The organism is Planomicrobium soli, assembly GCF_003014655.1.
GTDB lineage: Bacteria > Bacillota > Bacilli > Bacillales_A > Planococcaceae > Planococcus > Planococcus soli_B.
The window spans coordinates 58,642-84,579 of record NZ_PYAT01000012.1; the positions used below are offsets into that span (position 1 = coordinate 58,642).

The window sequence follows — 25,938 nt, forward strand, 5'->3', positions numbered from 1 at the left end:
TTCCCGCGGTACCACCCAAATTAGCGATCTCTCGCTCAACTTGACTCCTTAACGCGGAAAACGGTGTATCTTACTCTAGTTCACATACACTGACTCCAAGGCGAGTTCGATTGCGCTTTTCACCGGCTTGCACCACCCGCCGGCTCTCTTAGGAAAAAAAGCAATCTACTGTTCCTCTTCGCTGTCATTTGCTATTAATATTTATTTTAGACGAAGCACCCTTTTTTGGCAATAGTTTAGGACACTTTGACGTTTTCCGTGTTTAAAGGCGCATCTGTCGAATCGATAATGTCCTGTACACTATAGCCGTCAAATACTTCTGTCAGCACCAAGCCGTTTTCCGTCACTTCAATTACTGCCCGCTCTGTAATAATTTTATTTACTACACTTTTGCCTGTCAGCGGCAAGTCGCACTGCTTTTTGATTTTGGCTGAACCGTCTTTGGACACATGGTCCATGATGACAATGACTTTTTTAGCGCCGTGCACCAAATCCATCGCTCCGCCCATGCCTTTTATCATTTTCCCCGGAATCATCCAGTTTGCCAGATCGCCATTTTCCGCCACTTCCATGCCGCCTAGAATCGCTACATCAATATGGCCTCCACGGATCATCGCAAACGATTCGGCACTTGTGAAGAACGCAGAACCGGGAATCGTTGAGACAGTTTCTTTCCCGGCATTGATCAAATCCGGGTCCACTTCGTCTTTGGTCGGATATGGCCCAATTCCAAGCAAGCCATTTTCAGATTGCAGAACCACACTTTTGTTATCGGAAATAAAATTGGCAACAAGCGTCGGCATGCCAATTCCCAAGTTGACGTAATCGCCGTCTTTGATTTCTTTTTCAGCCCGCCTTGCTATGCGTTCTCTTACTAATTGTTTCTCATCCACGAGATTCCCCACCCTTTCTTAAACAGTTCGAGTTGTTAAACGTTCAATGCGTTTTTCCTGTTTCGCTTGTAGAAGCCCTTGTACATAAATGCTCGGAGTTTGCACTTGGTTCGGATCGATATCACCAGTCTCCACAATTTCTTCTACTTCAGCAATTGTTACCTTGCCTGCAGCAGCGGCAAGCGGATTAAAGTTTTGTGCCGTTTTGTTATAGACCAAGTTGCCCATTTTGTCTGCTTTGGCAGCGCGCACTAAGGCAAAATCAGCTCTTAAAGCGTGTTCCAGGACATATTCTTTGCCATCGAATTCACGTATCTCCTTGCCTTCTGCAACGAGAGTTCCAACTCCCGCCGGTGTAAAGAATGCAGGGATGCCGGCTCCTCCAGCGCGCATCTTCTCGGCCAAAGTTCCTTGCGGCGTCAATTCAACTTCAATTTCGCCGGATAGAACTTGGCGTTCAAACTCCTTGTTTTCGCCAACATACGAACCGATCATTTTTTTGATTTGTTTATTTTTCAATAACAACCCGAGCCCCCAATCATCAACTCCGCAATTGTTTGAAATGACTGTCAGATCGGTTACCCCTTTGTCAACCAGCGCCAAGATCAATTGTTCCGGAATTCCAACCAAACCGAACCCGCCAACCATGATCGTCGCACCGTCCTGTATTTGCTCAACTGCTTCTCGAGCAGATCCATAAATCGGCTTCACACCAAGCTCCCCCTTTAAAAACTATTGTCTGAATTATTTTAATAAAACGCTTTCATCTTTAATTTAATCAAACTATCCAGTAAAAGACAACCAAGAAAAGATCAAGAGCTTGCTCTAGTTCCGCTCTGCTTCTCAATATCAAATAAAACCGGCAACCCTTTTGAGGATGCCGGCCTTTTTCACTGGGTAAAATTTTCTTCCAGCTGTCTTTGTTTCTCTTTTTTTAATGGATAGTCGTAAAGCAGCGAAGTGGCGATGGATACGCTAACCAGTAAAGTGATTGCTAAAAACAGCGCGGACATACCATAAAGATCCACCATCAACCCGCCAAATAGCGGACCGATCATCCGTCCGCTTGTCGCCACGCTGTTAACGATGCCTTGGTAGAACCCTTCACGCCCCTTTGGCGCTAAGTGGTTGGCAAGTGCCGGCACAGCTGGCCAGACAAACATTTCACCGATGGTCAAAATGACCATTGCGGCAATAAACATGCTGAATTCTTCCGCAAACGCGACCACTATGTACGATATCATCATAATCACGATGCCAATGACCAATTGGCGCTTGATATTGTCTTCAATGCGTTTGATGACAGGTTGGATAAACGGTTGGCCCACAACAATCAACAAACCATTAATTGTCCATAGAAGACTATATTGCGGAAGTGTTATACCGATTTGCTGCGTATAGGCTGAAATCGTGGACTGCCACTGGACATAGCCGATCCAGCAAAGCAAGTAGCCCGCCGAGACAATCATCAGCGCATAAAAAGGTGCCGGTTTTCGGATTTTCTTTTTTTCATTAAACACCGAAGTATGGCTTACTGGTGAGATCGACATCGATTTGAATCCGAACAATGCGATGAAAAAGAACACAATGTACATTCCTAGATTAGCTGCGAAAATATAATCGAAACTGTAAGCAGCTAAAAATCCCGCCATTGCTGGTCCGATGGCAACGCCGACATTCTGCGCCAGGTAAATAGCATTGAATGCTTTTCTGCCGCCTTCAGGCCATACGGTCCCTACCATCGCGTACATGCTTGGGAACACAATACCGCCGCTAAAACCGATGATTGTGTAAAGAACGGCAAATTGCATGAAGTCATGCCATATGGTCAAACCGGCTAATGCAACTGTAGTCAAGACAATGCCGCTCATGACTGAACGATAGCCACCGATTCTGTCAAACATCACCCCGCCAAGCAAATTTCCGATTATAGCCGCAGCAGCGTTCACCATCAGGATCAGCCCGGCAACTGATAAGGATTTATCTAAATAATCGTGCATATATATAGTAGTTAACGGCCATAAAAACGAATTCCCCGTAACATTTACGAGCATTCCGATAATTAGCAGCCAGACACGTTTTGGCATTCCAGTCTTCCTTTCATTCTTAATTCCAAAAGCCATTGTATGCTTTTTGAAAGATCTCCACAAGAGAAATATTTCGAGACCCGTAAAAACAGATTTTTCTGCCGTTGAAGCGAATTTTTAGTGCATGCTACAATAAAGATAAGAGGAGTTGTTTTTATGGAAAACCGACTGCCCTTTCCTTCAGACGGAAAGCGCTATTACACATGGAATCGCCATTTGCGCGACCATTTTGGCTTTAAAGTAATGAAAATTGCTTTGGATGCCGGGTTTGATTGCCCGAACCGTGACGGCACTGTTGCACACGGCGGCTGTACATTTTGCAGCGTTGCCGGATCAGGTGATTTCGCGGGAGACCGGATTGATTCAATTCCCATCCAATTTGAAAAAATAAAATCAAAGATGCACCAGAAATGGAAAGATGGCAAGTATATGGCTTACTTCCAGGCCTATACGAATACGCACGCCCCGCTCGCGGTCATTAAAGAAAAGTTTGAAGCAGCACTGGAACAGGAAAATGTCGTCGGCTTGAGCATTGCTACGCGCCCTGACTGTTTGCCGGATGATGTTGTCGATTATTTGGCGGAACTTAATGAACGGACGTATCTTTGGGTGGAGCTCGGCTTGCAGACCGTCCACGAACGGACTGCATTGCTCGTCAACCGCGCCCATGATTTCCCTGCATATGTCGAAGGGGTTGCGAAGCTCCGCGAACGTGGCATCCGGGTTTGTACCCATATCATCAATGGCTTGCCGCTCGAGGATCGCGCTATGATGATGGAAACCGCCCGCGAAGTGGCCAAACTTGATGTCCAAGGCATCAAAATTCATTTGCTGCATTTATTAAAAGGAACACCAATGGTCAAGCAATATGAAAAAGGCATGGTCGAATTTTTGGAGAAGCAGGAATACATCAAACTCGTCGCAGATCAATTGGAAGTGCTGCCGCCCGACATGGTCGTCCAGCGAATTACAGGTGATGGGCCGATTGATTTGATGATTGGACCGATGTGGAGCGTTAACAAATGGGACGTCTTGAACGGCATCGACGCAGAACTTTTGCGCCGGCAAAGCTGGCAAGGGAAGCATTTTGCGAGGAGTGTGAAAGCATGACTTTACAGCGCGTTTTGCCTTTCACCAAAAGTTTGTTGGAGCAAGTTGTATCTCAAGGCGACCAGGTTATTGACGCAACAGCTGGCAACGGCCATGACACGCTATTTCTTGCCCACTTGACTGGAGCAGACGGCAAAGTTTTTGCGTTCGATATCCAAAAAGAAGCAATCGAAGCAACAAGAAGCCGTGTTAAAGAGTTCAATCATGTCGAACTGGTTCATGATAGCCATGCAAAAATCAGTGAATATGTGGATGCCCCTATTTCGGCAGCGGTCTTTAATCTTGGCTATTTGCCAAAAGGCGACCACAGCATTATCACGAAAGCCCAAAGCACCCTTTCCGCCATGAATCAGTGCTTGGATTTGATGCAGCCGGGCGGTTTGCTTTTAGTGGTCATTTACAGCGGGCACGATGGCGGCAGCGAAGAGCGCGATGCAGTTATTGAGTTTGTCCGGATGCTGCCGCAAACCGATTTTGACGTTTTGCAGTACGGCTTTATCAATCAAAAGCACTCCCCTCCATTTCTTGTTGCGGTTGAAAAGAAACGCTTGAAAGGATAAAAAATCATGTCAAAAAGAAGGACAGATGCGGAAAAAGGCATCTGCCCTCTTTTTTGTTTCTGATTCCAGTAAATTCAGCCGTTGCAGGCTTTGCCGCTGCCTGAAGCGGGTATAAAGAAAGAGTATTAACAAAAGCAACCGTTCCTGGATTCGAAATATAAAAAGCCAAAAAAGAAGAAGGGGAATCCGATGACTAAAAAAATTGATAAAACCGAAATGGGATGGAACCTGGACAATAGTTATGCTAGCCTTCCTGATAAATTTTATACAAGCATGAACCTAAACGCTGTTAGTTCGCCAAAACTTGCTATTCTTAACCATCCGTTAGCCGATACTTTAGGATTGGACGCTGAAGCGCTCGAAAGTGAAGATGGTGTAGCCATGCTTGCCGGCAATCGAATTCCAGAAGGCGGCAAACCGATTGCCGAAGCCTATGCCGGACACCAATTCGGCCATTTGACGATGTTGGGCGATGGACGGGCCCTTTTGCTTGGTGAACAACTTACGCCACATGGGGATCGCTTCGATATCCAACTAAAAGGATCTGGCAGAACGCCTTACTCCCGGGGAGGCGACGGCCGGGCAGCACTGGGACCAATGCTGCGCGAATACATCATCAGCGAAGCGATGCACGCTCTTGGCATTCCGACGACCCGCAGCCTTGCAGTGGTTTCAACTGGCGAAACAATCCGTCGCGAAGCCGGCTTTCTTCCCGGAGCTGTATTGACGCGCGTGGCCGCCAGCCATTTGCGTGTTGGTACTTTCCAATACGCGGCCGGTGCAGGATCGATTGACGACGTCCAAGCTCTGGCGGATTACGCATTGGATCGCCATTTTCCAGATATCGATACTACCGATCCGGACCGTTACTTGAAATTGTTTCAGGAAGTAGCGAAGCGCCAGGCCTCATTGATTGCCAAGTGGCAGCTTGTCGGCTTTATCCACGGTGTCATGAATACCGACAATATGGCGATAAGCGGAGAAACAATCGATTACGGTCCATGTGCCTTTATGGATGTTTATAACCCGAAAACAGTCTTCAGCTCAATCGACGCGCAAGGCCGCTATGCCTATAACAACCAACCTCTTATTGGTGGTTGGAACCTCGCACGTTTTGTCGAGACACTATTGCCGCTCTTGCACGATGATCCAGAAGAAGCGGTCAAAATCGCCCAAGCCCAGCTCACCATCTATACCGAACAGTTCCACACGAATTGGCATGCAGGCATGCGTGCCAAACTCGGCTTGTTCACTGAAGAAGCGGAAGATGAAGCATTGGTTGACGAGTTGTTGAAGATAATGCATAAACAAGAGGCGGATTACACCAATACATTTGTAGCTTTGACATTCGGGCAACTCAAAGGTGGCAAGTTGTTCGAAGCTCCTGAATTCCTCGATTGGCATGAGCGCTGGCAAGAGAGACTCAAGCATCAGCACCATTCAAAAGAAGAAGTGCTCCAATTGATGAAAAACAGCAATCCGGCGGCAATACCGCGGAACCACCGGGTGGAAGCCGCGCTTGATGCGGGGGTAAAAGGAGATTATACAGTACTCGAAAGGCTGCTTGCTGCGCTTTCAAATCCCTATGCGCACACGCCGGAACAAGCGGAGTATGCCGCTCCGCCGGAATCCGATAACGGCTTCTATCAAACTTTCTGTGGCACATGATTAACGAAAAACGCCAGACGGATCAAACCGTCTGGCGTTTTTGCATTTCTTCCGCAATCAATTGGAAGGTTTTTAGTTTCGCTTCAAAATCGTAGGCGACCGAGACAAGCATCACTTCATCCGCAGCGTATGATGCTGCCAGACTTTCTAATCGGTCCGCTACATCTTTGGGCGTACCCACAATCATTCTTCTGCGATTTTCTTCGACTAACAGCCGTTCAAACTTGGAATATGGATAAGCCATAGCCCTTTCTGGCGGCGGCGTGCCTTTAGAAGGCATGCCTTGCGCGCCCATCACGAGCGCCAAATCCATTGAAGAAGCCACATATTCCGCCTTTTCAATGGTTTCCTGGCAAACCACAAAAATAGCGACGCCTTGGTACGAAGTGCTGCCATCAATAGATGCAAAACGGTCGCGGTAGGTACGAGCGAAACTTTGGCCACCTTCCCCATTGATAAACTGAGCGAACATATAAGGCAACCCCTTTTCAGCCGCAAGCTCGGCTGAACTCTGGCTTGAACCCAACATCCAAATTGGCGGCGCAGATTCTGTAACGGGCGTCGCCTTCATTCCGTAATAAGGATGCTCTTCGGGAATAGAGTCGGTCAAATACATGCGAAGATCATCGACTTGAGCGGGAAAACGGCTAGCATCCCGCTTGCCGCCTTCGTTCAATGCATAACTTGCCCGAGGCATACCGCCTGGCGCCCGGCCGACGCCGACATCGATTCGGTTCGGGTACAGAGCTTCAAGCAACTTAAAATTCTCCGCCACTTTAAACGCCGAGTAATGCGGCAGCATGACTCCTCCAGAACCGAGCCTTATTCTACTGGTCACTGCACCCAAATGTGCAATTAGAAGTTCCGGCGAAGAACCGGCGAGCGTCGTTGCATCGTGGTGTTCAGAAACCCAGAACCGGGTATAGCCCCACTCTTCTGCTTTTTTCGCTAAATCTGCAGTTTGATTCAACGCTTCTTGCGGTGTACTGCCTTCTGATATAGGGGATTGATCGAGTATGCTGTACTTTAAAGCCATTGGTGTCCCTCCATACGCTCCATCACTCTACTAGATACCCGAGCGAACGCAAAACATTTTTCATAAATAAATGCGATGAAATGAAAATATCTTCTCGCTCAGGTTCTTGAAACAAATCATGGTAACAATTTTTCCATTCTTTAAAGCTGAATTCAGTCAAATTCTGATGTTTAAGCCATTGTTTTGCGGCACCAATATCAATTATTTCATCCTTTTCGCCTGTTTGAACAAACACCGGAATATCAGGAAACCTATTTTTCCCTTGCTCGGTTCCTTTCATATAACCTTGAAGTTCATTATACCAGCCAGCGGTAATCAACGTGTTGTACAGGTTATCGTCGTTCTCTGCTACTATCACTTCTATGTTTCGCGTCAGGTGGCGGATCTGGATATCATGATCCAGTTTCATATTCGCCATTAATTTATGCAGTCCCGGCACTGCCTTTGATAAACTGTAAGGTGTTTTTATAAGATGAAGCCAAGGAGATGTGAAAATGGCTCCCGCTACTGCAAAAGAGCTTTTGCCCAAAACATTCATAGCGAGTGTAGCGCCAAGTCCATGTGCTACAACGAATACGGGCAAGCTGTCTTTCTGTGCTGCTTCGATCGACAAGCGCACTGCTTGTTCATAATCCTCAAACGACTCCTCATGAACAAGCCCAACATCTATCCCTTCTCCATGCCCCGGCAAATCGCCCATGATAACGCTGAAGTTTTGGGAGCGCCACTGCTCGATTTGCCAAGCGTAACGTAAATGATGTTCGTAAGCACTATGTAAAAGAACGATGACCGCTTTCGCCTGTCCAGCCGCTTCCCATTTCCACATCTTCTCTTCCCCCTTCCAAAATCAACTTTACCCGCTTTTTCGAAATTTGACCTTTGTATTGGTTTTGATAAGATTAGACTATAATTTATTTTCCTTAAAGGAGTTTTCCCTATGATTTATCCGTTTAAAGGCAAACACCCATCGATCGATCCATCGGTCTTTATCGCTGATTTTGCTACCGTAACTGGCGATGTGACGATTGGTTCGGGTTCATCAGTATGGTTCAACACTGTCATTCGCGGAGATGTCTCTCCGACAATTATCGGTAAGAATGTTAATATCCAAGATCTTTCTATGCTTCACCAAAGCCCCGGCAAGACACTCTTGTTAGAAGACAATGTAACAATTGGCCATCAAGTGACCCTTCACAGCTGCACTATTCGAAAAGGTTCATTGATCGGAATGGGTTCCATTGTACTTGATGGTGCTGAAGTCGGCGAAGGCGCATTTATCGGTGCTGGCAGCCTCGTCCCTCCAGGAAAAGTCATTCCTGCCGGGATGCTGGCGCTTGGCCGGCCTGCCAAAGTTGTTCGTGAGCTGCGTGATGACGACAAAAAAGACATGGAGCGGATTGTCCGTGAATATGCGGAAAAAGGCGCTTACTACAAATCATTGCAATAAAATTGGAAGCCGGAACTTCCGGCTTTTTATTATCTCTCCTTAAAGGATGGTTACAAGCGACGTTTTTTGAATCTTTAGTTTTTGTAAGTTCTTTTATCTTACCTTCTGTACTAAAAAAATTCAAATAACGGCAGAAGTAAAGCGGACTATGTAAAACAAGTGAACCAGGCTTTTGCCCAGTCCTCTTGTTCATGATTACTTACTCACAAAAAACCGATGCTTGTTTCAACATTTAATATAAATTCCAAGCCGGAAACGTTCACCCAGAACAAAAAAGCTGCCGGAAAGTTTTCGGCAACTAAAAAAACGGCCGGGCAAATGCCCGACCGTTTTTTAATGTTTCTATTTAACACCAGCTTGTTCTTTCAAGATAGCTGCTTTATCAGTGCGTTCCCACGGAAGATCCACATCTGTGCGGCCAAAGTGGCCGTAAGCTGCAGTTTGTTTGTAGATGGGACGACGCAGATCAAGCATCTTGATAATGCCTGCTGGGCGCAAATCAAAGTTTGCACGGACAAGATCGATCAATGTTTCTTCGCTGACTTTGCCAGTTCCGAATGTATCGAATGCCAAAGATACAGGATGAGCTACGCCGATTGCGTAAGCCAACTGAACTTCACAGCGGTCAGCAAGTCCTGCAGCTACGATGTTCTTCGCTACATAACGTGCAGCGTATGCTGCCGAACGGTCAACTTTCGTCGCGTCCTTGCCAGAGAAAGCTCCGCCGCCGTGGCGAGCGTAACCGCCGTAAGTATCAACGATGATTTTACGCCCAGTCAAGCCTGCATCGCCTTGAGGTCCGCCGATAACAAAACGGCCAGTCGGGTTGATGAAGTATTTTGTTTCTGCATCCATCAATTCAGCAGGAACCACTTCATTGATCACATATTCTTTAATATTGCGTTGAATTTGTTCAAGCGTCACTTCTGGGTGATGTTGAGTAGAAATGACAATTGTATCTACACGAATCGGTTTGTTATTTTCATCATACTCGATTGTTACTTGCGTTTTGCCATCCGGGCGCAAGTAAGGAAGAATTTCTTCTTTGCGCACTTCTGCCAAACGGCGTGCCAATTTATGAGCCAATGAAATCGGCAACGGCATTAATTCTTCAGTTTCGTTAGTAGCGAAACCGAACATCAAACCTTGGTCCCCTGCACCGATATCATCTAATTCTTTGTCAGTCATTTGGCCTTCACGTGATTCAAGCGCTACGTTTACCCCTGCAGCAATATCAGCTGACTGCTCGTCGATAGATGTCAAAACTGCGCTCGTTTCAGAGTCAAAACCATATTTCGCACGCGTATAGCCAATTTCACGGACAGTTTCGCGTACAACTTTTGGAATATCTACATATGTAGAAGTTGTAATTTCTCCTGCTACAAGAACAAGTCCTGTAGTTACGGTTGTTTCGCACGCTACACGCGCGTTAGGATCTTCTGTTAAAATCGCATCCAAGATAGCATCTGAGATTTGGTCACAGATTTTGTCCGGATGTCCTTCTGTTACTGATTCTGATGTAAATAATCGACGGTTTTTCAAAATGTGTTTTCCTCCTTATATCCTGTGAGATTGCTCTCGAAATTGATCTGATACTCATTTCCCATGTCAAGCCGCTTCAAAAGAATGAGGCTTCAAGCCGTTGTATTGTGGCCTTTATACACGAGGATAAAGGGCATTTGCACAAAAAAATCCCTTCCTTTTATTGCATAAGGAAAGGAAAAATAATCGTTAGCACCTTTCACTCTTATCATCCAAGGCCTATCGCCTTGCTTCAGGTTTGGCACCTTCGCTGCAATTGCAGCAGGTTGCCGGGTTTCATAGGGCCTGCCCCCTCCACCAGCTCGGAATAAGAGTATCCGTTCAATTTTTCATCTTACGGAATGTAATTGTTGATGTCAACTTTTTTTAGCTAAAGTTGACTTTTCTCTTTGAAAACTTCAAAAAACTTTCTTAAATTGTACGTTATTTGGAAACTTTGTATTTAAGCAGTTATTAGTATAGACTAATCGAATCAATGTGTTATACTAATGTTCGAATATACAACCTCCCCATTTTTTCATGGGAATAACCGAAAAGGAAGGTACATATATGACTTCAGTAAATTTCGTAAACGACCTGAATGATTTGTTAAATAGCCCGAATGTACGTGTACAATTATCAGTTCCCCAATTAGTGGAGGAAGCTACTTCACGCGGCGAAGCAGTACTGACTAAAGATGGCGCTGTTAAAGCGGAGACTGGAAAATATACAGGCCGTTCGCCTAAAGATAAGTATATGGTAGAAGAAGAAATTTCGAAAGACAAAATTGATTGGGGCAATGTGAACCGTCCAATCTCTTCTGATGTTTTTGAAAATCTTTACGCTAAAGTCATCAATCATCTAAAACAAAAAGATGCGCTTTATGTGTTTAAAGGATTTGCCGGTGCTGACCCTGAATCTCGCCTTTCCATTCAAACCATCAACGAATATGCTTGGCACAACCTGTTCGCACATCAACTATTTATCCGTCCGACTGCTGAAGAATTAGCAGCTCACCAAGCTGAATTCACCGTTGTATACGCACCTACTTTCCACGCAGATCCTGCAGTAGACGGCACTGATTCGGAAACGTTTATCATCGTGTCGATGGAAAAACGCATTATCTTGATCGGCGGTACGGAATATGCTGGCGAAATGAAAAAATCGATTTTCTCTATCATGAACTATATTCTTCCTGAAAAAGGAATCCTTCCGATGCACTGTTCGGCAAATGTTGGCCCTGAAGGCGATGTCACGTTGTTCTTTGGCCTCTCTGGCACAGGAAAAACGACGTTGTCGGCTGATGAAAACCGAAAATTGATCGGTGATGACGAGCATGGCTGGTCGGATAATGGTGTATTCAATATCGAAGGCGGCTGCTATGCCAAGACCATCAACTTGACTCGCGAACACGAACCACAAATTTACGACGCTATCCGTTTTGGCTCAGTTCTGGAAAACGTAATGGTTGATGAGGAAACACGCATCCCTGATTATCATGATGGCTCGTTGACTGAAAACACGCGCGCGGCATACCCAATCCAAGCGATTAGCAACATCGTCGATCCATCTGTTGCAGGGCATCCGAAAACAATCGTTTTCTTGACTGCTGATGCATTCGGCGTCTTGCCTCCAATCAGCCATTTGACGAAAGAACAAGCGATGTACCATTTCCTAAGCGGCTATACATCAAAATTGGCTGGAACTGAACGCGGTGTTACGTCACCGGAAGCCACTTTCTCTACGTGCTTCGGATCTCCGTTCCTTCCATTGCACGCAACAGTCTACGCTGAAATGCTTGGGAATAAAATCGATGAGCACGGCGTTCAAGTGTTCCTTGTTAACACTGGCTGGACTGGCGGAGAGTATGGCGTTGGTAACCGCATGAAATTGTCTTACACACGTACCATGGTACGCGCAGCTATCCATGGAGAGTTGATCAACATTGAAACAGAAAAAGAAGAAATCTTCGGTTTTGAAATTCCGAAAGAAATTCCTGGTGTGCCGACTGAAGTCTTGAATCCTCGCAACGCATGGGCAGACAAAGAAGCATACGATAAAAAAGCAAAAGAACTTGCTAAACAATTCGAATCAAACTTTAAAAAGTTCGGTACGGTCTCTATTGATATCAGTGCTAAAGGCGGACCTTTAGTAACCGAATAACTAAATCACTGAAAAGCCATCTGCGTAAGCGGATGGCTTTTTTCACTTTATTCTTGCCGCTTCATCCATTCAACGGCTGCCTTTACTGTCCGGCGATTTGCCACCGGAGGAAAGAAATGTGTATAGTTTGGAAAATACCAGGTTTCATGCTGCTGGCCATTCATTTTCAGCGCCTCTTCCAACAGGTAAGCTTGGCCTGGTGAAACATTTTCGTCTTTCAGCCCGTGAATAATGAGAAACGGAGCCTTTGCTTCTTCCAAACGCAATAATGGATTGCGCTCTTCATATGCCGCGAGTGCCGTATTAGGCGTTCCACCGTAAATCCGCTTCATCATGCGGCGCATGTCTGGCCGCTCTTTATAAGTCAACACGGTATCCGTCACACCGGCCCAAGTGACGACCGACGTGATGTCATCGCGCAGAACGGTTGTCCATAATGCCATGATGCCGCCTCTGGAAAATGCCAGCAAGTGAATCTTGCCGTTGCACCGCGTTTTCAAGACATCCACTCCATAAACCGCATCCCACCTGTCCGCTCCCGCAAACTCATCTTTTCCTTCTCCTCCACGGTTGCCGCGGTAATAAGGCGCAAATACGACAAATCCTTGTGCCGCAAATTGGGCGATGCGCGCTGGGCGTACCATCCCGATTGATTGGATACCGCCTCTTAAATACAAAATGCCGCTATAATCCCCCATAGATTTCGGCTCTGCAAGCAGGCCTTTTACTTTTAACCCTTCCGACCAGTAGACGATTTCTTGCATTCGCACATGCGGATTTGGTGAGGGATACCATTTTTTCGACTCAATCGCTCCATTTTCCACTTTGTTTCACCTTCTCCAAAATTTCCTTCATCCCTGAATCTCTCATCAAAAAACTAAACCGGTCATCAAGCTCCAACTCATCAGCCATTACAGCCCCTGCCGTCTCAAGCAGCGGACTAGTTTCCAGCCGGCTCACCGTTGCCGTAAAAACGGTTTTACAGAATGGCTTCTCCGAGTAAACCATATACTCAGCCAGCCATTCAATGCTTTCTACAACCGCTCCGGTTTCCTCATACACTTCCCTTATTGCCGCTGCAGTTAAACTTTCCCCTGCCTCTACTTTGCCTCCTGGAAATTCCAATCCTCGAACCAAGTGATCGGTCAAAAGCCATTGCCCTTGAAATTTCGAAACAACCAATACATGCCTGCTTGCAATTGAGAAATGTCCAGGCTCAAAAAACAACTCGCACGTAAAGCCGTTTAAATCTTTATACTTCATTTCGTTCACCTCTACGCCATCAGAAAAAGCGTACACTGAAGAATCAGTGTACGCTTCTGTATTTCTATTTTACTTCTTTTCGCCCAAAAATGCTGATAACATCCAAGAATGTTTTTCTAAGTTTTGATGAATCGCATTCAACATATCTTCTGTCATATCATCGTTGTCTTCTGCAGCCAATTCCATGCCATGCTTCAGCGACTTCATGATTTTGTCATAGTCGGAAACGACCGTTTGGACCATTTCATCTGAGCTTTCTTTGCTTGTCGCTTCATCCACCACCGAAAGTTCCAGCTGTTCGCGCATAGTCGCAACCGGCTTGCCGCCAAGCGCCAATAACCGTTCAGCTATTTCATCCATATGCAATGTTGCTTCGTTATACAATTCTTCAAACTTTACATGCAATGTGAAGAATTGATGGCCTTTTACGTACCAATGAAAATTATGTAATTTCGTGTAAACTACCGACCATGTTGCAACTTGTACGTTTAATTCCTGATTTAATTCCGCTGACATTCCAATCACTCTCCAATTAGTTGATTAAGCTTCTATACTTTATTAATACCTCTGGAATCCTTACAATAAACATAGAGGATCTACCAAATCATCCGAAAAGAGCTGACTCTATATGAAAACCGTTATCTTAAAGCTATTCCGTTTTTATCAGCGGTTCATCTCTCCCTTGTCTCCACCGAGTTGCCGGTTTTATCCGACATGTTCAAGCTATGGTATAGAAGCTGTCCAAAAACATGGTGCGTTCAAAGGCGGGTTTTTGACCATAAGACGGATCCTGAAATGCCATCCGTTTCATGAAGGCGGAATCGATTTTGTTCCTGAAGAATGGCCCCCTAAAAAAAGTTAGGGGTTTTCTTGTTTTTTTGGGCGCTTTCGTGTAACATACCTTATGTTGTAAAAACGTAATCGTTACACTTTGGAGGTTCAATATGAAAAAAATAATTCCCTTGCTTGTTCTTGTTTTAATATTAGGTGCTTGCGGTCAATCTGCTGTTCCGCAAAACAAAGCTGATGAAACTGAAAAGGTTGAAGTCTATACAACCGTTTATCCATTGACTTACTTTACCGAGCGCATTGGCGGAGAACGTGTCAATGTCAACTCTGTCTATCCTGCCGGAGCAAATGAACATACGTTTGAACCAACGCAGAAAGACATGATTGCACTTGCTGAAGCCGATCTGATGTTCTATGTGGGTCTTGGCCTGGAAGGGTTCATCGACAACGCGAAAAAGACGCTGGAAAACGAAAGCGTAAAATTTGTCGCGACTGCAGACGCTATCACTGACGAAGAATTGGAGTCTGGCGGTGTGCATGAAGCGCACGAAGAAGAAACTCATGACGAAGAAAGCCATGAAGAACATGAACATGAAGACGAGGCACATGAAGATGAGCATGAGGCACACGAAGAAGAACACGGAACCGATTCCCATGAAGGCCATAATCATGGCGATACAGATCCGCATGTTTGGATTTCTCCGGTACTCAGCCAAAAATTAGCGCTATCCATTAAAGACTCTCTGACGCAAGCAGATCCAGAAGGCGCTGAAACATACGACGCCAATTATACAAAACTGATCAGCGAACTAAAAAAACTTGATCAGTCGTTCGCCGACTTGTCAGAGCGGGTAACAAACAAGACCTTTTTTGTCTCGCATTCCGCTTTCGGTTATATTGCAGAACCATACGGCTTTGAACAAATTTCAGTTGCCGGGCTGAACAGCCAAGATGAACCTTCTCAAAAAGAATTGACAAAAATAGTCGATTTGGCTAAAGAAAAAAACATCAACTATATTATTTTCGAACAAAATGTTTCTTCTAAGCTCACAGAGGTTATCCAAAATGAAGTCGGGGCTGAAGCTTTGCAAATGCACAACCTTGGCGTCTTGACTCAGGAAAACATTGATAACAATGAAACGTACTTTACGTTGATGGAGAAAAACCTTCAAGTGTTAGAGACGGCATTAAAATAATTTTTCATACTAAAAGGCGAATCCATCCAAGGATTCGCCTTTTAGTATAGGCATTTTTCTATTACCGCCACCCGGCAATTCTATACTTCTTAAAGGCTGGCTGCTTTTAACAAATTAACTTTTTCATCTACTCCACTGCCCGCTCTTGTTTAGCTTTTTCATATCGCGCCTGCATGTGCCATTTTGCCACTCTATCAATCAATCCATAAAAACCAAAAAGAAGTCCTGAGAAAAGCGTAATTTCTATCAGACCTTTCCCAAGCGAATGCCAGGTAAAACCGTCATAAATAGGATGAGGATACTGAAAGAAACTGGATCCCGAATAAATCAGTTGAATAAAATAAACAATCATATAAGCAAGCATAAACTTCCAAAAACTCATTTCAACCATCTCCTGCTTTTTGATTTTTTGACCTCGAGCTCTAGTAATCCCTTTTTATCGAATAATGGACCGATTGACATAACAATAATGAAAAGGCGATTGAAACGCTCTTTTATCCCTCTATTCTTTTTTCTATAATAGATATACGCATTACCATCCAATAAGTTCCAATCATTAAAAATCTCCACTAAAAAGCAGAGATTCTATTTAGAATTCCTGCTCTCAGAGCTATAATGAAGAGCTATTTCATTACTTAAAATGGCTATAGCGTTATTCAGACGGAAACTTTGCCAGCAAATTGTGGAGCCGAATTTCAAATTTGTCCCGCCACTCGTCCGCCAATTCCCGGACAGCCAAAATTCTTTGGATTCCTTCGATGTTTTGCGGTTCATGGAAATACACTTTGTTCGTATAAAGTACGGAAATTTTTTGGGGATGCTGCTCAATCAAGTTAATGGTTGAATTTGTACTGACATATCCTTCTTCAAGCACTCGGCACATATAACCGGTAAAACCTGTTTTCACCATCACTTTTAACAAAGGCGTCATATCGTGATATCGGTCGATGGTACTGCATGGGACGCGCCCTTGGGTTACTTGAATAACGGCTTCTCCCAGCCGGTAAATGTTGCCGATATACACTTTGTCCTCAAGCATGTTAGTTACCGACACATTTTCTCCAAAAGCCGAAGTGGGCAGCGGCTTACCGAATTCTTTTTCCCATCGTGCATAATGTTCATATGGATAGATGCAGACAGCCCGATCAGGTCCACCGTGATGTTTCAAGTCCGCTACATCATCTCCATCAAACCGTTCTTTTGATAAAAATACTTTTTCTACTGGTTTCTTGCGAATCCCAGTCTCCATTTCTTTTCCTTCGCCGTATTTCATCGTTTCAGGCAGCCCGACTGATAGGTTCTTTATTTCAATACCCATAGTTCCTTGCATCATTGTTGACCCCGCTTTCCAAACCATTCTTTATTTTCATGTTAACATAGAAAAAGCCTGAATTCTTAGCGAATTCAGGCTTTCCGTTAAAAGTTCACATGGTATCCTATCCCCTTTTCTATAGAAAGGGAGATTTCTCCGGATACTACACGTATTTCAGGTTCAACCACATCTTCTTGCCAAAAATGGCCCGAATCGGAAAAATCACCTGGCAAGAGTATGTCCGGCAACGATGCTAATGCCAAATTATGCGCTTTTGACACACCGAAATCGATCATCCCCCCGACCCACATGGCAATATCATGAGTGCGGCACAACTCTACAACTTTCATTGTCTCGTTCCATCCGCCAAGCCGCCCCATTTTTAATACCACAACATCCCCCGCTTCCAGATCAATCAGGCGTTGAACATCGTCAATGTTTCGTATGCTTTCATCCAGGCAAATCGGTGTCTTCATTTCTTTTTTCGCCCTGGCATGAAGCAGCCATTCCTCTTCGCCGAACGGCTGTTCAATAAGCGCAAATCCAACAAAATCGAGCGCCAAAAGCTCTTCGAACGTTTCTCTGCTAAATCCTCCATTCGCATCCGCAAAGAATAAAATACCCGGAAATCTTTCTACAATCTCTTTCAGCAAATCTTTGTCGGAACCCGGATTGATTTTCAGTTTGACGCGCCTATATCCATTGGCAACAGCTGCCTCGACTTGTGCCGCCATGTTTTCTTCATCTGCCGCTACTACGATACCTGCCGGAATAGGTTTATTGATGCCTCCGACAAATTTCCAGAGGGGCAATCCTTGCCTTTTCGCAAATAAATCCCAGATTGCCGTCTCAATGCCGGCTTTTGCCATGCGGTTTCCTTTAACGGCCGTGAACAATTCATCTGCTTGTTGTGGAGATTCTAAGGTTTTATTCATTATAAGCGGAACTAATACTTGGCTTAAGACGAAATGGCAGCCCGCCACCGTTTCTTCAGTGTACCAAGGAGTAGAAAAAGCGACACATTCACCATAACCTTCGATACCATCTGCATCCGTTACGCGCACCAAAATACTTTCACGGACTTTTACCGACTGTAAGGCGGTCTTAAAAGGCGTTTTAAGCGGTTTTTTTACCACAAGCAACTCGATATCGGAAATTGTCAGTTCCATGCCTTCAGCTCTCTTCTCAGCAGTTTATTCGAAGCATTGCGCGGCAATGATTCCACAGTTTTAATCGATTTCGGAAGTTTGTAGGATGCAAGCTGTTCTCGGCAAAATGCCAATAGTACATCAAGCTCGATTTCCTCATTTAATACTACATAAGCGGCTGGCACTTCGCCCCATTGTTCGCTAGGCTTGCCGCACACGCCAGCTTCCCTAACAGCCGGATGATTCAGAAGCACCTTCTCTATTTCCGCAGGATAGATGTTCTCTCCGCCTGAAACAATCAGATCTGAACGCCGGTCAACAACAAACAAAAACCCTTCGTCATCCAAGTAGCCGATATCTCCCGTATGAAGCCATCCGTCTTCTTGTACCAATAATCCAGAATGGCGTCCGATATAGCCGGGCGTCACTTGAGGTCCGCGAATATGGATTTCCCCAGCCTCCCCCGGTTTTTGTGCTCCTTCAATCTTCACTTGATAAAGAAACAGCGGCTTTCCAGAAGAGCCTATTTTGCGCGCTGCATCTGCAGGCTGCAGCGTTGTTGTTTGTGAAGAGGTTTCAGTCATGCCATACGTCTGCAACACCGATATCCCGTACGTTTCAGCACGCTGGATATAAGCGACTGGTATAGGGCCTCCTCCTGCCAGCATTGTTTTAAAGTTTGGCGATACAGATGCTTTATGTTCGTCAAGAACGTTTAAAATGCGCTCGAGTGTGACCCCGACAACTGACATATGGGTGACCGTTCCTTTTTGTAACTCTTTTGCACATTGCTGTGCATCAAACTTATCATGCAACCGGACACCCATTCCATAAACAAGCGAGCGCATTAAGATTGAAAATCCGCTAATATGAAACAGCGGCATGACACAAAGCCATACATCTTCTGCCGATATCCCGATATTCAGCGCTGAAGAAATAGAACTTGAAAAGTGATTTTCAGCTGTTTGCCGGACGCCTTTAGGATTGCCTGTCGTCCCTGATGTATACATGATTGAAATCGTCCGCCCTTGCTCCCACTCTTCCTGGATCTCGAATTCAACCGGTTTTGCAGATCGAATCGAAGTGAATGTAATTACATGTGGACTTTCAATTTTTTCGACCAGCTTATCATCAACCAGCACAAACCGGGATTTCGAATCTTCAAGTTGGTAAGCAAGTTCCACTTTTGACAATCGTTCATTCAGCATGACCATTTCACAGCCGATATGAAGGCAGGCATACATGATAAAAATAAATTCAGGATGCGATTTTGAAAGGATGGCTACACGGGAATCACGTTCAACGCCAAATGCTGCCAACTTTCCTGCATATTTCTGCGCTGTGCTGTTCATTTCCGAAAATGACCATTCCTGTTCTTCATAAGACAATGCCATGCGACTGCTGCTTAGATGAGCGCGCTGCAATAACCAATTCGGATAGTTCATATACAAAAATCCTTCCTTCAAAAAAAGCTGCCCTCAAGAGGACAGCTTTCACTTATTCTAAATCACGGGAAACGAGGGAATTGGCCGAAGTCCGGTTTACGTTTTTCTTTAAACGCATCACGGCCTTCTTTCGCTTCATCCGTTGTATAGTATAACAACGTTGCGTCCCCTGCCATTTGCTGAAGGCCAGCTAATCCATCCGTATCAGCATTCATTGCCGCTTTAAGGAAACGAAGTGCAGTAGGGCTCATTTCAAGCATTTCTTCACACCATTGGACAGTTTCATCTTCAAGCTGCTCATACGGAACTACTGTATTGACTAAGCCCATTTCAAGCGCTTGCTGCGCGTCGTACTGACGGCACAAGTACCAAATTTCACGCGCTTTTTTATGGCCGACGATACGCGCCAAATAACCTGAACCATACCCCGCATCAAACGAACCGACGCGTGGTCCTGTTTGGCCAAAGCGTGCGTTATCAGCTGCAATTGATAAATCGCAAACTACATGCAACACATGGCCGCCGCCGATTGCATATCCTGCAACCATTGCTACAACCGGTTTTGGAATTACACGGATCAAACGTTGAAGATCCAATACATTCAAGCGTGGAATCTCATCTTCCCCCACATAGCCGCCGTGGCCGCGTACGGATTGGTCTCCGCCTGAACAGAAAGCTTTCTCGCCTTCACCTGTCAAAATAATAACTCCTACTTTTGAATTGTCGCGCGCACGAGAAAATGCATCGATCAATTCGTGAACCGTTTTTGGACGGAATGCATTGCGCACTTCCGGACGGTTAATTGTAATTTTAGCAATGCCGTTGTACGTTTCATATTTGATGTCTTCATATGTACGTTCTGAAATCCACTCGCGTGTCATGATGTTCCTCCTCAAATTTCTAATGTTAAATACTCCTCTACCATTGTAGCAAACTCAAGCGGTTTTTCCACATGAATTGCATGCCCTGCTTCAACAATCTCTAGACGGGCATCCGGTATCAATGCAAGCATTGCTTTGCCAATGCCTTCAAACTTCAAATCCAATGAACCTACCACCAATAAAACCGGTATCTGCAATCCTTCTAGAGCTTCCCAATATGATATTTGGGAACCTGTTCCCATACCGCGCAAACTGTTGGCAAGCCCATCCGGATTTTGTCCCAGCCGTTCTTGCCGTAAGGCTTGTTTCACAGGAGCCTGCAATTTATTCTGGCTGCCAAAAAGCGGTATGTTTTCCCAAAAATCTATAAAAGCTGGAAGTCCATCTTTTACTATCCGGGTTGCCAATGCAGCGTCGCTGTCTCGCCGCTTTTTCTGCTCTTCTTCTGTTTGAAGTCCTGGCGATGCACTTTCAAGAATCAATGTATGGAGACGTTCAGGAAAAGTACAGGCATAAGCTAGTGCAGTGCGGCCGCCCATTGAATAACCGGCTAAAGTAATATCCGTCAAAGCAAGCTTGGTAAAAACAGTATCCAAATCTGCAATTTGCTGCTCCATTGTATAACGTTCCCACGATTCCGGACTTTCTGACTTCCCATGGCCAATCAAGTCAATTAGAACTATTTTAAAGTTATGGAACTTCTCTACGACCGGTCTCCACGTGTTTGTACTGCCGGTAAAGCCGTGCAAAAATACAATCGTCGGTTGTTTTGTTTCATTTATTACTTCTACATGATAACGAACACCGTTTGCGGTCACATCCACTGCTTTTCCAGCTCCTCATTCAGCCGCTCCCATAATCTACGGTGGACCTGGACATTTTCTTGTCGATCCGTGAACACTTCAATGATTTTCACTTGTTTCTGCTTCGGTGTCCGCAGAGCAGAAACCAATTGTTCTTTTGTTTCGACAGCTGCATAGTCAGCATCATACATTTTTGCAGCCTCACCAAACGTTAAGCCGGTCGGCGTTCCGAACAATTCCTCAAAATGGCGTTCTTCCTGTGACTGGGGCAAATAAGAAAAGATGCCGCCTCCATCATTATTCATAATGATTATTGTCAAATCGGTCGCCTGCATTTTCGAAGCGATCAATCCATTCATATCATGCAAAAACGATAAATCCCCGATAAACAAATACGCCGGTCGATTGCCTGCGGCTTGAACCCCGAATGCTGTCGATACAACTCCATCGATTCCATTCGCTCCCCGGTTAGCATAAATCCGGACATCCCGTTTTGTCGCCTGAAAGAATGTATCAACATCACGAATCGGCATACTGCTGCCGACAACCATATCACACGCATCCAGCTCTTTGAAAAACAGGCTGGCTAAAACGCCTTCGTCTTTTTCTTCTTCGCAATGTCTTTCTACCACTTGCCAATAGATATCTTTCGCCTTTGTCCACTTTAAGCGATAAGAAGTCTCTTGTTTTGTTTCAATTGGCAATTGCCACAAACTTTCGAAGGAAGCCTGTACATGATGCGTCACGACCGATTGGGCATCTCTTAGCATTGCACTTTCGTCAATTACTATATACGTTTCCGGTTTGATGGCTGCTAAAAACAGCGACAGCGGTTTTGAAACCGGTTGCGGACCGACACGAAGAACCACATCCGGAACCATAGATTTTTTAAATGCTTCATTTTTCAGCAAAGCATCATACGAATCAATGATTAACCCTTGGCAGGACGGATCGATATTTGCCCTGATGTTGGAAAGAGGATCTGCCAATACTGGCCATTGCAATCTTCGAATAAACTCCCAGAACTCTTCAGGGAGCGCACCTGTCATTTCTCCGATTATCAACAACCCTTTTTCTTGAGTTAACTTTTCCTTCAAGAATTTTTTCATCTCTTTTGATAACGTTAGCTCTGCTTCAAAATGAGCGATTTCACCCCGGCTTTCGTAATGCTGGCCAAAATCGATTCTTAAGGGCTCCCGGAAAGGAACATTAATGTGCACGGGCCCTTTCGGTTCCGTTTTAGCAGAAGCCACCGAACGGTGCAAATGCCGGCCTAGAAAAGCCAGCCGGTTTTCCTGTTCTGGCATTGGCAAGTCCACTGACCATTTCACGTGGGAGCCAAAAAGGTTTAATTGATTAATTGCTTGCGGAGCTCCAACATCGCGCAGCTCATGTGGACGATCAGCCGTAACTACAATAAGAGGTATTCGGGCATAGTAAGCTTCCACTATTGCTGGAAAATAATTGGCTGCAGCTGTTCCAGATGTACATAGAAGCATGACGGGTTCTCCTGAAGCTTTTGCCAAGCCTAGTGCAAAATAAGCCGCAGCACGTTCATCAATCTGCCGATATACCGTTAACCCTTCTTGCCTCATACAAGCATAGGCCAGTGGTGTTGACCTGGATCCCGGACTAATCACCGTATTTTTAACCCCTAGTTGTACAAGTGAATGGGTAAAAGCCGATACATATTCCGTTAGAAATTCAAGATTCGTCACGTAATTGACCTCCAAGCGCACGAAGCATAGGCCGAAACTTAACCCAAGTCTCGTTGTACTCCGACTCTGGGGTAGAATCTTCGACAATTCCCCCTCCTGCATATAAATAAGCTTCTTTTTTATTCAGTAATGCTGAACGGATTGCAACAGCAAACTCGCCATTTCCTTGAGCGTCTACCCAACCGATCGGTGCAGCATAATAACCTCGGTTCATCGGTTCATATTGGCGGATCAAACTTAGGGCTGCTTGTTTCGGTTCTCCGCCTAAAGCAGGTGTCGGATGCAGATCACGAACCAAATCAAATAACGTTGATCCGATTTTCAAGCTTCCTTTAACCGGTGTATACAAATGCTGAATATCTCTGATTTTCATTAAGGAAGGCTTCCTCGGAACAAAAGTTTCCGCGCAATGCTCTTTAAATACTTCGCTAATCATTGCAACCACATATTGGTGTTCGGAACGATTTTTACGATCTCTCATTAATTCTTCGCCCAGTTCAGTATCTTTTTCCACTGTCTTTCCGCGCGGAGTAGAACCTGCTAAACAAGTTGATACGGCTTGCCGATTTTCCACTTTAACCAAACGTTCTGGTGTAGCGCCAAAAAAGAATTGGTGCTCGGCTTCGAGCCCAAACAAAAAGCTTTCAGGTTGTTCTTTGGTAATCTGATATAAAGCCGAAGAAGGTGACAGCGCTTGTTCATATTTCAATTTCAACGCACGGGCAATAACGACTTTTTCAGCTTGTTTCGCTTGGATAATAGCAGTCACTTTTTTCACTGAATCCAGATACTTCTCTTTTTTCAATTCTTGCCATTCAGTAACAACCGGTTTGTTATAAGAAGCCAGTTCCGAGACTTGAGCAGCATGTATCATTTTGTCTCGCTCTTTTCTTAATGCTTCAAATTCCCTGAATGTCTCTTCTTCTCTAGTAATTAGATGGATGCTGACATAAGCTCGATCCTCTTTTATAATCAATTGGAATGAAGGAACGGCAAAATAAGCGTGTGGAAATCCAGTCCATTCGCTTTGTTGCTTATTTAACGGGTCAAAAGAAAATCCACCGAATAAAATTGGTTGAACTGAATGTTCTTCATTGACAATTTGTTTACACAAGCTTTGCCAATCTTTTTGAATATCTTCAAACCGACCATGTTGATTTGTTGTAGACAGCGTGTAGGCATGACCCAGTCCAACTAGTGTGAAGGTCTTTTCTCGATTTTGCCAAAACATTCGTTTCCCTTTATGAGAAGCTTTTCCAGCTTCAAAGAATGCCAATGCTGACATACCCGATACTTCAATAGTTTCAGTATAAAAACGATACGCTAAAAATCGCGTATCAACGTATTTTTCGGTCGATGAATACGGTTGTGAATTCATCTAATTACCTCCGTTTTCAAATAAATATGGCTTAACTGCTTCACTTTTAATCTCTACTCTCTATCATACTCCTTTCTCCAAAATTCAGCACACCATTTGATGTCCTCTACCCTTATAAGTGACAAATTATAAAACACAGAAGTAAAATTCCAAAAAAGCTTGCATAAGAAATTCGTAAGTAGCTGCAGGTTTATATAAAACTTATTATTGACTGAACTTTCTAATTGCGTTATATTAGCATATTATTCAGTACTGTATAGGATTGAGGTGCATTTTATGAAACCTATAATTATAGGAATTTTTGCTGCTTTATTTTTTGCATTTACATTTGTGTTAAATGCCAGTATGGATGCAAGTGGAGGAAGTTGGATTTGGAGTGCTGCCTTAAGATACATCTTTATGGTTCCTTTCTTACTGGTGATTGTTATGGTAAGAAAAAACTTAAAACCGTTATTAGAGGAAATGAAGAGGGCTCCTACAGCTTGGCTGCTGTGGAGTTTTATCGGTTTCGGCCTTTTCTATATGCCTTTATGCTATGCAGCTGCCTATTCACCTGGATGGCTTATTGCTGGCAGTTGGCAAATTACAATTCTCTCAGGATCATTAATCGCCCCTTTCTTTTTTGTTACAATACATACTTCTAAAGGACCGATACTAAGGCGCGAAAAAATTCCTTATAGAGGATTGTCGTTTTCATTGATCATTCTACTGGGAATAATCATTATGCAACTTGAAGCTGCACAAAAAATCTCATTAGAAGTTTTTCTTTTAGGCTTTCTTCCTGTATTGGTTGCCTCTTTTTCCTACCCTTTAGGCAACCGTAAAATGATGGAATTGTGTGACGGCCGACTTGATGCATATCAACGTGTACTTGGCATGACTTTGGCCAGCTTGCCTTTCTGGTTCATTCTCTCAATGTATGGACTATCTACAGTAGGCTTGCCCAGCCTGAACCAAAGCTTTCAATCGTTAATCGTAGCAATTTGTTCTGGCGTTATTGCTACCGTTCTTTTTTTCATGGCTACTGACTTAGTTCGAAAAGACATGAAAAAACTGGCCGCAGTTGAAGCTACTCAATCATTGGAAGTTCTATTTGCTCTAGCTGGAGAAATCCTTATACTTTCTATTGCTCTTCCTTCTTCAACCTCTTGGATAGGAATTATGATTGTTATGATCGGTATGGTAATCCATAGCCAAGCCTCTATGAAAAAAAGTTCTTTTATACCTGAAAATGTGATGCGCAATTGAAAAACAGCTAGTCAATAATTATTGACTAGCTGTCAGAGTGTTGAGTAACCCTTTGATATAAGATAAGAACTTATTTGTTCATCAAAAGAAAAGAAAACTTCCGATTTTTACGCCCTCCTTGCCAGAAGGAGGGCCATTTTTTTGATGTTTTGCGTGGCGGCTGTCAGGAAAGCCTGTTCTTGGACAGACGGACGCCCTCGGCGTCTTGCGTAGCGAAAGCCATGGAGTTCTTTGGCATCCGCAAAGCTTCTTTCAATGGTTTGGCTGCGCAG

The 25,938-nt window shown here is 44.5% G+C and carries 26 protein-coding genes, 1 riboswitch and 1 other annotated feature (1 of these 28 only partly in view); of the genes, 8 read left to right on the forward strand and 18 right to left on the reverse strand.

All coding sequences use genetic code 11. The annotated features are described in order from the left end of the window. Positions 1-191: a binding site (T-box leader), on the reverse strand; it reaches 16 nt to the left of the window's first position. A gap of 45 nt (positions 192-236) precedes the next feature. The 3 genes from B0H99_RS14165 to B0H99_RS14175 form a co-directional block, all read right to left on the reverse strand. Further along, the gene (locus tag B0H99_RS14165) at positions 237-893 is read right to left on the reverse strand and encodes a 3-oxoacid CoA-transferase subunit B (protein ID WP_106534345.1); all 657 of its coding nucleotides are present in this window, start codon (positions 891-893) and stop codon (positions 237-239) included. Between the two features lie 18 nt (positions 894-911). Continuing rightward, positions 912-1,604, reverse strand: a complete 693-nt coding sequence (locus B0H99_RS14170) for a CoA transferase subunit A (RefSeq protein WP_106534346.1) — start codon at positions 1,602-1,604, stop codon at positions 912-914. Between the two features lie 179 nt (positions 1,605-1,783). Beyond that, positions 1,784-2,980, reverse strand: a complete 1,197-nt coding sequence (locus B0H99_RS14175) for an MDR family MFS transporter (protein ID WP_106534347.1) — start codon at positions 2,978-2,980, stop codon at positions 1,784-1,786. A gap of 156 nt (positions 2,981-3,136) precedes the next feature. Here B0H99_RS14175 and mnmL point away from each other — a divergent pair, with 156 nt between their 5' ends. The 3 genes from mnmL to B0H99_RS14190 all read left to right on the forward strand — a co-directional run bounded on the left by mnmL (position 3,137) and on the right by B0H99_RS14190 (position 6,318). Next, positions 3,137-4,090 carry a tRNA modification radical SAM protein MnmL/YtqA gene (mnmL, locus tag B0H99_RS14180; RefSeq protein ID WP_106534348.1) on the forward strand — a complete coding sequence of 318 codons (954 nt, stop codon included), beginning with the start codon at positions 3,137-3,139 and terminating at the stop codon, positions 4,088-4,090. Further along, positions 4,087-4,650 carry a tRNA 5-(aminomethyl)-2-thiouridylate-methyltransferase MnmM gene (gene mnmM / locus B0H99_RS14185; RefSeq protein ID WP_106534349.1) on the forward strand — a complete coding sequence of 188 codons (564 nt, stop codon included), beginning with the start codon at positions 4,087-4,089 and terminating at the stop codon, positions 4,648-4,650. Before mnmL ends, mnmM begins: the two co-directional genes overlap by 4 nt. Before the next feature lie 189 nt (positions 4,651-4,839). Continuing rightward, positions 4,840-6,318, forward strand: a complete 1,479-nt coding sequence (locus B0H99_RS14190; RefSeq protein ID WP_106534350.1) for a protein adenylyltransferase SelO — start codon at positions 4,840-4,842, stop codon at positions 6,316-6,318. A 22-nt stretch (positions 6,319-6,340) separates the two neighbouring features. Here the strand turns inward: B0H99_RS14190 and B0H99_RS14195 are convergent, their stop codons facing one another. Together B0H99_RS14195 and B0H99_RS14200 are read right to left on the reverse strand one after the other, a co-directional pair. Continuing rightward, the gene (locus B0H99_RS14195; protein WP_106534351.1) at positions 6,341-7,354 is read right to left on the reverse strand and encodes an LLM class flavin-dependent oxidoreductase; all 1,014 of its coding nucleotides are present in this window, start codon (positions 7,352-7,354) and stop codon (positions 6,341-6,343) included. A gap of 22 nt (positions 7,355-7,376) precedes the next feature. After that, a complete protein-coding gene (locus tag B0H99_RS14200; protein WP_106534352.1) occupies positions 7,377-8,180 on the reverse strand; it encodes an alpha/beta fold hydrolase in 804 nt (267 codons plus the stop codon). A gap of 111 nt (positions 8,181-8,291) precedes the next feature. Here B0H99_RS14200 and B0H99_RS14205 point away from each other — a divergent pair, with 111 nt between their 5' ends. Then, positions 8,292-8,801, forward strand: coding sequence for a gamma carbonic anhydrase (locus tag B0H99_RS14205; RefSeq protein WP_106534353.1), 510 nt, complete (start codon positions 8,292-8,294; stop codon positions 8,799-8,801). Between the two features lie 342 nt (positions 8,802-9,143). Here B0H99_RS14205 and metK read toward each other — a convergent pair whose 3' ends face one another. After that, positions 9,144-10,346 (reverse strand): methionine adenosyltransferase, encoded by a 1,203-nt coding sequence (metK, locus tag B0H99_RS14210; protein ID WP_181313680.1) that lies wholly within the window; start codon positions 10,344-10,346, stop codon positions 9,144-9,146. A gap of 199 nt (positions 10,347-10,545) precedes the next feature. After that, positions 10,546-10,657: riboswitch (SAM riboswitch) on the reverse strand. Between the two features lie 235 nt (positions 10,658-10,892). On the opposite strand from metK, the gene pckA reads away from it, so the two are divergent. Continuing rightward, positions 10,893-12,485, forward strand: coding sequence for a phosphoenolpyruvate carboxykinase (ATP) (pckA, locus tag B0H99_RS14215; RefSeq protein WP_106534355.1), 1,593 nt, complete (start codon positions 10,893-10,895; stop codon positions 12,483-12,485). 47 nt (positions 12,486-12,532) lie between these two features. Here pckA and B0H99_RS14220 read toward each other — a convergent pair whose 3' ends face one another. The 3 genes from B0H99_RS14220 to B0H99_RS14230 form a co-directional block, all read right to left on the reverse strand. Next, a complete protein-coding gene (locus B0H99_RS14220) occupies positions 12,533-13,309 on the reverse strand; it encodes an alpha/beta hydrolase family protein (RefSeq protein WP_245894542.1) in 777 nt (258 codons plus the stop codon). Further along, positions 13,290-13,748 (reverse strand): RNA deprotection pyrophosphohydrolase, encoded by a 459-nt coding sequence (gene ytkD / locus B0H99_RS14225; RefSeq protein ID WP_106534356.1) that lies wholly within the window; start codon positions 13,746-13,748, stop codon positions 13,290-13,292. Before ytkD ends, B0H99_RS14220 begins: the two co-directional genes overlap by 20 nt. Before the next feature lie 69 nt (positions 13,749-13,817). Then, the gene (locus B0H99_RS14230; RefSeq protein WP_106534357.1) at positions 13,818-14,264 is read right to left on the reverse strand and encodes a Dps family protein; all 447 of its coding nucleotides are present in this window, start codon (positions 14,262-14,264) and stop codon (positions 13,818-13,820) included. Positions 14,265-14,376: 112 nt separating this feature from the next. On the opposite strand from B0H99_RS14230, the gene yidD reads away from it, so the two are divergent. Continuing rightward, entirely contained in the window at positions 14,377-14,610 is a 234-nt protein-coding gene (gene yidD / locus B0H99_RS14235; RefSeq protein WP_106534358.1) for a membrane protein insertion efficiency factor YidD, read from the forward strand. Positions 14,611-14,692: 82 nt separating this feature from the next. After that, a complete protein-coding gene (locus tag B0H99_RS14240; protein ID WP_106534359.1) occupies positions 14,693-15,733 on the forward strand; it encodes a metal ABC transporter solute-binding protein, Zn/Mn family in 1,041 nt (346 codons plus the stop codon). A 127-nt stretch (positions 15,734-15,860) separates the two neighbouring features. Here B0H99_RS14240 and B0H99_RS14245 read toward each other — a convergent pair whose 3' ends face one another. The 8 genes from B0H99_RS14245 to B0H99_RS14285 form a co-directional block, all read right to left on the reverse strand. Next, entirely contained in the window at positions 15,861-16,115 is a 255-nt protein-coding gene (locus B0H99_RS14245; protein ID WP_106534360.1) for a hypothetical protein, read from the reverse strand. 270 nt (positions 16,116-16,385) lie between these two features. Further along, positions 16,386-17,063: an MOSC domain-containing protein gene (locus B0H99_RS14255; RefSeq protein WP_245894544.1), complete on the reverse strand. Its 678-nt coding sequence runs from the start codon at positions 17,061-17,063 to the stop codon at positions 16,386-16,388. Between the two features lie 86 nt (positions 17,064-17,149). Beyond that, a complete protein-coding gene (gene menC, locus B0H99_RS14260) occupies positions 17,150-18,214 on the reverse strand; it encodes an o-succinylbenzoate synthase (RefSeq protein ID WP_106534362.1) in 1,065 nt (354 codons plus the stop codon). Beyond that, entirely contained in the window at positions 18,205-19,638 is a 1,434-nt protein-coding gene (locus tag B0H99_RS14265) for an o-succinylbenzoate--CoA ligase (RefSeq protein WP_106534363.1), read from the reverse strand. Before B0H99_RS14265 ends, menC begins: the two co-directional genes overlap by 10 nt. 62 nt (positions 19,639-19,700) lie before the next feature. Next, the gene (gene menB / locus B0H99_RS14270; protein WP_106534364.1) at positions 19,701-20,519 is read right to left on the reverse strand and encodes a 1,4-dihydroxy-2-naphthoyl-CoA synthase; all 819 of its coding nucleotides are present in this window, start codon (positions 20,517-20,519) and stop codon (positions 19,701-19,703) included. A gap of 11 nt (positions 20,520-20,530) precedes the next feature. Next, on the reverse strand, positions 20,531-21,343 hold the full coding sequence (gene menH, locus B0H99_RS14275; RefSeq protein ID WP_106534365.1) for a 2-succinyl-6-hydroxy-2,4-cyclohexadiene-1-carboxylate synthase: 813 nt from the start codon (positions 21,341-21,343) through the stop codon (positions 20,531-20,533). Continuing rightward, complete coding sequence (menD, locus tag B0H99_RS14280; RefSeq protein ID WP_106534366.1) at positions 21,334-23,040, reverse strand: 2-succinyl-5-enolpyruvyl-6-hydroxy-3-cyclohexene-1-carboxylic-acid synthase; 1,707 nt, start codon at positions 23,038-23,040, stop codon at positions 21,334-21,336. The genes menH and menD overlap by 10 nt, the downstream gene beginning before the upstream one ends. Beyond that, positions 23,027-24,418: an isochorismate synthase gene (locus tag B0H99_RS14285; protein WP_106534367.1), complete on the reverse strand. Its 1,392-nt coding sequence runs from the start codon at positions 24,416-24,418 to the stop codon at positions 23,027-23,029. Before B0H99_RS14285 ends, menD begins: the two co-directional genes overlap by 14 nt. A 276-nt stretch (positions 24,419-24,694) precedes the next feature. Between B0H99_RS14285 and B0H99_RS14290 the strand changes: the two genes are divergently transcribed. Then, positions 24,695-25,666 (forward strand): DMT family transporter, encoded by a 972-nt coding sequence (locus B0H99_RS14290; protein WP_106534368.1) that lies wholly within the window; start codon positions 24,695-24,697, stop codon positions 25,664-25,666. A 107-nt stretch (positions 25,667-25,773) separates the two neighbouring features. On the opposite strand, the gene B0H99_RS14295 is transcribed toward B0H99_RS14290, so the two are convergent. After that, positions 25,774-25,938: transposase (locus B0H99_RS14295; RefSeq protein WP_181313583.1), on the reverse strand; the 165-nt coding region annotated here is incomplete at its 5' end.